The sequence below is a fragment of the Methylosinus sp. R-45379 genome, assembly GCF_001644125.1.
Lineage (GTDB): Bacteria > Pseudomonadota > Alphaproteobacteria > Rhizobiales > Beijerinckiaceae > Methylosinus.
Genome location: NZ_LUUM01000016.1, coordinates 1 through 5558 on the forward strand (window position 1 = coordinate 1; position 5558 = coordinate 5558).

General features: G+C 53.2%; 6 protein-coding genes. 3 read left to right on the plus strand and 3 right to left on the minus strand.

From position 1 onward, the window contains the following. Position 1 precedes the first annotated feature (1 nt). The 3 genes from A1351_RS01600 to A1351_RS01610 form a co-directional block, all read right to left on the minus strand. A complete protein-coding gene (locus A1351_RS01600) occupies positions 2-145 on the minus strand; it encodes a hypothetical protein (RefSeq protein ID WP_157096034.1) in 144 nt (47 codons plus the stop codon). A gap of 184 nt (positions 146-329) precedes the next feature. Then, positions 330-1814 (minus strand): hypothetical protein, encoded by a 1485-nt coding sequence (locus A1351_RS24285; RefSeq protein WP_157096035.1) that lies wholly within the window; start codon positions 1812-1814, stop codon positions 330-332. Positions 1815-2062: 248 nt separating this feature from the next. After that, a complete protein-coding gene (locus A1351_RS01610) occupies positions 2063-2464 on the minus strand; it encodes a transposase (RefSeq protein ID WP_064031984.1) in 402 nt (133 codons plus the stop codon). Between the two features lie 235 nt (positions 2465-2699). Here A1351_RS01610 and A1351_RS24290 point away from each other — a divergent pair, with 235 nt between their 5' ends. The 3 genes from A1351_RS24290 to A1351_RS01625 all read left to right on the plus strand — a co-directional run. Next, positions 2700-3833, plus strand: a complete 1134-nt coding sequence (locus tag A1351_RS24290) for a hypothetical protein (RefSeq protein WP_157096036.1) — start codon at positions 2700-2702, stop codon at positions 3831-3833. A 55-nt stretch (positions 3834-3888) separates the two neighbouring features. Further along, positions 3889-4791: a class I SAM-dependent methyltransferase gene (locus A1351_RS01620; RefSeq protein ID WP_198162190.1), complete on the plus strand. Its 903-nt coding sequence runs from the start codon at positions 3889-3891 to the stop codon at positions 4789-4791. Between the two features lie 290 nt (positions 4792-5081). After that, positions 5082-5558, plus strand: a 477-nt coding sequence (locus tag A1351_RS01625; protein WP_157096037.1) for a sugar phosphate nucleotidyltransferase, incomplete at its 3' end; no start/stop codon positions are given.

Here is a 5558-nt window from a genome sequence, read left to right on the forward strand (position 1 = left end):
GTCACTGCCTGACGGCCTGCACCCTGTTCAACCACGCCACTGTCGCCGGCAGATGGAAGAGAACGTCGTCGGCCTTGACGGCAAACGCTTGGTCCCGCGCTTTCGCTGCCTTCTGCTTCTGCCGATAGACAAATTGCTGACTCACTCCCTCTCGGCTAGCCGGATGAGCGATCGTTTTGGCTTTGGCCTTTGCGAGCATCGTTGGACAAATTGGCCGCGACCGAAGGGGAGGAGTTCATGCCGATGCTCGTTCCGCAAAAATGGCGAAGCCGAGTATCGCTGATCAATTCACTCCAGAAAAGTGTCACCCTCGATTGAACCTGGCCGTTTCAGCAGCTCACTCTCGCTAAGGCGATCAATTCGGACAGCATCGACGACAGCCGATGATGCAGGAAATGGCCGTCGATCGCCGCGCGGTTCCGCCGCTTGACGCCGTCCAGCCCTCCGTCATCGAAAGCCTTGATTGCTGCATCCAATGCGGATCGCAGAGAATCTATATTGTCGGGGATATACGGGATTATGGGTAGAGCGAGTTGTGTCGAAGAATCGAAGCACCGTGAGAGGTCGGGTAGCCCGTATGGCACGAGAGGGATGGCTCCGACAGCGAGAGCATCGAAGACACGCGCCGGCACATCATTGTAGATCGGGTTGCAGATGATCGCTTTGTAGCGAGCGATCTCATTGAACCTCTCTTGGTTACTGATATAAAAGAATTTATTGTCCGCCGCTGGAATAACGGCGATCTTATTCGGAGGAAGGGATTCCGCAGCCCGCTGCAAAAAGCCATCACGAAGCCGGCATCGTCCGGGATAAGAGTTGAAGCGGCCGTATAGTTCATTGGAGCGCGGCTGTTCGGCGATTTGCTCGAAATAGAATACGACCTCACTGGATGACCATTGGAATACAGAGCATGGCGTTACTGAACCGACGATGGCGCTACCACTATGCAAATAGGTTTGTCCGTTCGAATGAGCTGGAAATACAATATCAAAAAGTCTCACGACATCGGTACTAAATCCAAATAGATGATGATTGTCCCACAGCCAACATGCGGTGACGAATGGGGGCTCTGCGAGAAAGTCACGGCATTTATCAATGTCGTGCTGCAAAAAGTTGTTATTAGTCAAAAATATATCAATATCATCAGCGCCGCCCGAATTCTTTATTTCAGCAGCAGACGCGATTTTAAAATTAACATCAACATTTAAGATTCCTTTTATTTGGTGCGATACCTTGTCTAAATCCACGAAATCCATGGCGAATATATTTAGAGCTACGACTATATGTTGCTTCTTTAGGCGTGACAATTTAGATACGCGCCTAACATCATTAGCGCCTCTTCTATTTGCGACATAATTGCAAAATAGATCAAAATTTATTGTATCAGTCTTAAATTGTAATATTCTCTGTTCTGCCGTTGTGTCTGGCTTATCCGTCAGATGAGAGCCGTGGCGTGAAGTGAATTCCGCCGAATAGAAAAGTACGCTAGCGATCTTAGCTGGATTAAGTTGGTTTTCACACATCCATCGAGATATTTCTACATTCGTCGGTGCTCGTTCAATTACGGCCGCGTAAGCGCGTTCAATAAACGCGCGATCCGGTATCATAAGCAGGTCATTCCCGCCGCTAACGAGTTCTGGACTACGCGAATTTCTTGCTTCGAACTCAGCGCTATTAGCGATCCTGGTGCGTAGACGAGAAAGACTGAAGTCTTGCCTACGCTCCCAATCGAATGGCATCCGGCCGAGTCCAAGAAGAAAGATGAATTCTTCATCGGAAAGGTCGGCGAAAATCTCTGAGTAGCATCTCGGCATTTGTTATCCCATGGATCGCATAGACATGGCGCGAACAGCTGCGACGCTGGCTCGGCTGTCGTATCCCTCATAAAGCACACCTCCCCGACTCCCCGCAAGAAAGAGCGCGGCAGAGGCTATCCCTTCGCAACCCGAGGACATCCCGTGACCTTCCATCACCGCCTCGTCGCGGCGCTCACGTTCGCGCTCGCGACGATGATGTTCTGCAACGCCATTCCGGCCCGGGCCGATAGTGGGATCGGCCGGGTTCAAACGAGGGTGACACTTTTCAGGAGTGAATTGATCAGCGATACTCGGCTTCGCCATTTTTGCGGAACGAGCATCGGCATGAACTCCTCCCCTTCGGTCGCGGCCAATTTGTCCAACGATGCGAGCTCGCGCACGGACGGCGCGACGCCTTGCGCGATCACGAAGATCGGATCGCTGCGCAGAGCCGAGGCGTTGTTGCCGTCCTCATAGCTGGCGCCGATCATGAGCAGGCGAAAGCGCATGATGTCGGCGAGCCGCTCGGCGACGCGCAGTCGCTGCTCGATTTCACGCAGCAGCAGCACGCCGCCATTGGAGGACAAGAGGCCGCCGTCGAATTTGGCGACGACGGTCTTACCGGAAACAGGTGACAGGCCGGAAAGCGGCAGGGTAAAATCGTTCATGGCGGGCGTGGCGGCTTCGAAATGGCGCGAATTGGATTCGACACCCGAACTCTACGCTAAATCAAAAGGCTGTAACAAACCCGCCAACCTACGATGAATTTTCCGGGCTAGATGTGCGGCTTGATGTTAGGTAACACTATGCCCACCCGCGTCATCAGTATTCGGGACCACACCGAAATAATGCGGTTGGGTATGCTGGACACAACGCAGGCTACATGGCTGGAGGAAGAGCGTGGTGATAGCTATCAATGGCGAAGCAACGATATTGTCAGGTTCCGTGAGCGAGGCCGGAGAGAGGCAGTTTTTCTTGCATATTCCGAAGACTGCAGGCACGTCGGTCAAGCAGTATCTTCGCGAACATTTTGCAGATGCGTATTGTGAGGCGGATCCGTTTACCATCTTTTTCTATCAGTCATTTCTGCGCCATTTTTGTGTGATTGACGGACATGTTGCACTATATCTTATCAATGCAATTGATTCGCAGCGCAGAGTGAAAACGATCCTTCGTAATCCACGTGATCGCTGTATATCATTTCTAAATCATATTTATAGTGAAGATGGACATCCCGACCACCGCTTTTTAGGCACGGAGGTGCCGCTCAGTTATTTCATTAGCCGGAATTTCGACATCGATAATCTCCAAACACGCATGCTCGGTTTTAGCGTTACCGATCGCATATCGGCTGCGATTAAAGCGGGAGATCATCGTGCATTTTATCATTCAACCTGCGAATATTACTCCTGCGCAGTCGATGATGAGATGCTAGATACCGCGCTATCTAAGTTAGAAACACTTGATTTCGTCTTGCACGAGTATCTTGATCTCTCACTTGTGCGTTTGTTTGATTGTGTAAGCGATCGGCCTCTACCGCACCTACGTAAACCGGCTAAGCAAATGCTGTATTCGCAAGAAATGATCAACGCTATATGTGCCAGAAATAGGTATGACAAGTTACTTTTTGAGGCGGCGAAAGCACATGCTGAACAGCGACTACCTAAAGACCTTCTAATGCATCCGAATCTAGCACAGATCGCGCGGTACCCTTTCACCCGTGCCGGTATCGTCTCCGAAGCCGGCGCGCTGCGACTAAGTTACAACGGGGGCGCACCGTGCATTTTTGACATTCCCGCGTATACCAACGACGAAATCCAAGTATTTGAACTTCGTCTCTTCACGCCGCCGGGAACTCAACTCTCTCTTGAGGGCAGCGAATGGAGCCATGCCTATGTACAAGGCGCGACACTGATCATTCGCACATGCCTGCGAGCGGGCCAGCAGGACGGTCGGCCGATGTTTCGTATAGCTATTAAGGTCGAGGAACTGCATGATCACGCCCCCGTGATTCTTAACAGCTTGCGAGCAGTATGACGGTCCACGTCTGCGCCGCGCAGCCTTCGCAGTCTCGATGTTGAATAGGATCTTCATGACTCGTACAGATAGCCTTAATCCCGTGGAACACACGCCAGCCGTAAAATGTCGTCTGTGTGGTGCCGACTCGCACTTTCGATTTAAGAAAATCGTATTAGCTCGTCACCACGTTGCCTATTACGCCTGTGATGCATGCGGCTCGATGCAGACCGAGGTGCCATACTGGCTTGAAGAGGCTTATAAGATTCCAGGCGTTCATATTGACGTCGGCATCGCCTCCCGCACACTCAGAAACTGGATTGGCCTAGCGCTCCTGTTCGACGACATCGGCCTCGATTGCTCCGCAAATGTCATCGATTACGGTGGTGCTCCAGGTCTTCTCGCCCGCCTTATGCGTGATTACGGATACAACATGCGCGCTTATGACAAATATGCTCCGGTAACATTCACGAACTACTTCATTACGCCGCAACCTTATACAGAAATGCCGGAGATAATCACGGCGTTCGAGGTCTTCGAACATTTCGCTAATCCGATGGCTGAGTTGGAGCAACTGGTCAGCGCCAAGCCTTATATGATCATCTTTTCAACTGGGTTTTGGGAAGAGCAGGGCGAGAACTGGGACTACCTTGTGCCTTCCTGTGGCCAGCACGTTTTCTTTTATACAGAACGAGCACTGTTCACTTTTTTCGCCGAGCGGCAATATGAATTGATCAAGTTTCCATTTTTCCATGCCTTTCTGCACCGGTATGCCCCCCCGGCTTTCCGGCGCGGTGCTGCATCCGCCTGCGCGAAAGGATGGCCGCCTTCCGGTACGCCCGCAGCCCGAATAATTCAATCCGTTATTTTCGGCAACGAATTTATCCAAGCCGACGCGGCTGCTGCACTGCAGAAATTCGAGGCTTATCTTCACATGGACGGAAATGATTTAGTGCGCCCGATGGAAGGGAAAGTGTGACGGTGGCGGAAAACAGATCGTATGGGGGCGAGCGACGGCTAAGAGGGGGGCAGTGTGTCGTTCCAACTAAAGGGAACCCCGAAAAGATGCGCCGGATTGTAGATCAAGCGCCTGTGGCCGCCGTTCGCCTCATAGGGTCTGCTGGTCGACGCTGACGCTCTTGCCATCCCTGCAGCAATAACCTAAAAACCGGTCTTAATAGTAGAGGTTGGCCGAACTCTTTGGGCCAATGGCAGGTAGGTGATTGGCCCCGTCGCTTCACTTTCATTGCCTCGACTGGAAGGCGAGACATGACGAAGATACTGCCGGTCATAATGTGCGGCGGGGCGGGCACGCGCGTATGGCCCGAATCGCGGGAGACGCTCCCGAAGCAATTCATTCCGCTCGTCGGCGAGCTGTCGACCTTCCAGACGACCATTCAGACGCTGTCGGACGAGGCGTTCGACAAGCCCGTCATCATCTCCAACGCCGATTATCGCTTCCTCGTCACCGATCAGCTGCGCGCCATCGGCGCCTCGGCCGATGTCGTCCTCGAGCCCACCCGGCGTGATTCGGCCGCCGCGGTCGCCGTCGCCGCCGGCGTCGCCGCGCGCCGCTCGCCGCAGACCATCGTCGTCGTGCTCGCCGCCGATCATGTGGTGCGCGACCCCAAAGGCCTCGTCGCTCTGTGCAAGAAGGCGGCGGCCGCCGCCACGGCCGGCTATATCGTCACGCTCGGCGTCAAGCCCGACAATCCGGCCACGGGCTATGGCTATATTCGCCCCGGC

What these genes read in the sequence shown, in the direction of transcription:
- A1351_RS24285 (WP_157096035.1), bottom strand. Translation starts at nt 1,814, where the DNA reads ATGCCGAGATGCTACTCAGAGATTTTCGCCGACCTTTCCGATGAAGAA.
- A1351_RS01610 (WP_064031984.1), bottom strand. Translation starts at nt 2,464, where the DNA reads ATGAACGATTTTACCCTGCCGCTTTCCGGCCTGTCACCTGTTTCCGGT.
- A1351_RS01620 (WP_198162190.1), top strand. Translation starts at nt 3,889, where the DNA reads ATGACTCGTACAGATAGCCTTAATCCCGTGGAACACACGCCAGCCGTA.